Annotated in this window: 2 protein-coding genes; one reads left to right on the plus strand and one right to left on the minus strand. The window is 69.3% G+C overall.

The annotated features are described in order from the left end of the window. On the plus strand, nt 1-603 hold a 603-nt coding region (locus WA805_RS28455), incomplete at its 5' end, for a hypothetical protein (RefSeq protein WP_425243864.1). Nucleotides 604-652: 49 nt separating this feature from the next. On the opposite strand, the gene WA805_RS28460 is transcribed toward WA805_RS28455, so the two are convergent. Continuing rightward, nucleotides 653-1,806 (minus strand): cytochrome P450 (locus WA805_RS28460; RefSeq protein WP_425243865.1); only part of this gene is annotated, 1,154 nt, incomplete at its 5' end.

A 1,806-nucleotide genomic window follows, 5' to 3' on the forward strand; every position in this document is an offset into this window, starting at 1 on the left:
GACGACTGGAGTGACATCGACCTCCTCATCGTCGTCCCTGACGATCAGCTCGACCATTACGCCGACGCGACACATCTGCCCGGGTCGGACCTGGTTACCTGGAGCATCGACTCCCGTCACAATGCACCCCGCGGCGCCGGTGCGATCGGTGTTCGCTACGTCATCGACGGCCTTCCCTTGCACGTGGACTGGTACGTCTACCCGCGCTCCCAGGCCGCCTGGGTCGCGGACGCAAAGGTCATCTTCGACGAGCAGGGCCTTCGTCGTCTGGACGATACGTTCCGCGAGCACCAGGACAAGCGTGAAGTGCAGCCCCCTGCGCCCAAAGCCGCAAACGCGCACCGGCTGCTGCAGGTTTCGCTCATCCCGGTGGCCGCGAAGTACGTCGTCCGGCGGTCGGCCGACGCGGGACGCATGGTCGAGTTCGTCGGCGGACCATATGTCCCCGCGGCGGTACCGGCCGAGTACCTGGCGATCCTTCGACGGCTGCTCGTCCAGTACCGCGACGACGCACCAGAAGAGATGCTGGCCCCCGTCAGTCGCTACCTTGACCTCGCCGAAGCCGTGCTGCAGCCCAACTCGCCCCGCCTTTCCACCTCCTAGATGGTTTGTGGTTGATCGTGCTGCCCTGTAACGCGGGGTCTGGGGGTGGTCAGTCGTGCTGCCAGGTGACGGTGAAGTGGTCGACCTGGCGGATGGGCACGCTGGCAGTGATGTCGGGCGGGGTGAGGGCGGTCAGGCGGGGCAGGCGGGTGAACAGGGTGCTCAGCGCGACTTCGCCGTGGACCCTGGCGAGGGGGGCACCGAGGCAGAAGTGGGCTCCGGCGGCGAAGCTCAGGTGAGGATTCGGTTCGCGGCTGATGTCGAATCGGTCGGGGTCGGGGAAGGCGGCGGGATCGCGGTTGGCGGCGGCCAGGAACAGCAGTCGCGGCTGTCCGGCCGGGCAGGTGACGCCGTGGATGTCAGCGTCGGTCCGGGGTGTTGCTCCGGTGAAGGTCGTTGGGGTGATCAGCCGCAGCATTTCCTCCACGGCCGCGGGCCAGCGGCCGGGATCTTTCTGCAGCGCGGCCACGGCGCTGGGGTGGGTGCAGAGCAGGTGGGTGCCTAGGGTGAGCAGGGTGGTGGTGGTCTGGTGGCCGGCGAGCATGAAGAAAATGCAGTTCGCCAGCAGGTCCTGACGGTCCTCCCCGTCTGCGTGCCGGGCGGCCAGGGCGGTCATCAGGTCGTCGGCTGGTGCTGCGGCGCGCTGGTCGAGCAGCTGGGCGAAGTAGGAGAGCATCTGCTCGGCCGCGTCGTCGGCGGCCTGGACCGGGGTGCGGTCGCTGTCACGCTGCCGGGCGAAGCCACGGTTGAGGGTGGCCAGCGCCGCACCGAGCCAGTCCCGGTCCTCAGGCGGGACGCCGAGCACATCGTTTATCACGGTGAACGGCAGCGGCCGGGCGAAGTCGGTGACCAGGTCCATGCTCCCTGCGGGGGCTGCCTGATCGATCAGCGCGGCGGCCCGCCCGGCGATGATGGCCCGGTAACGCTCGACCCGGCGGGCGGTGAACAGGCCGCCGAAAGCGTCCCGGACGCGGCGGTGCCGGTCGCCGTCCAGCCGGATCATCCACCGCCGGAGCAGCTGGAATGCCGGGTGCGGAGAGGGCGGGATGACCGGTGCGGCAAAACGCGGGTCGCGCAGCACGTCGCGGACGAACTGATACTGGCAGCCGGGCAGCGGCGAACCGCGCAGGATCACGTGCGGGTCGGCGCTCCCGGCCGGGGAGAACAATGCACCCATCAGGTCGAACTCGGTCTCGGCGGCCG

Source organism: Trebonia sp. (genome assembly GCF_049794275.1).
Taxonomy (GTDB): Bacteria; Actinomycetota; Actinomycetes; order Streptosporangiales; family Streptosporangiaceae; genus Trebonia.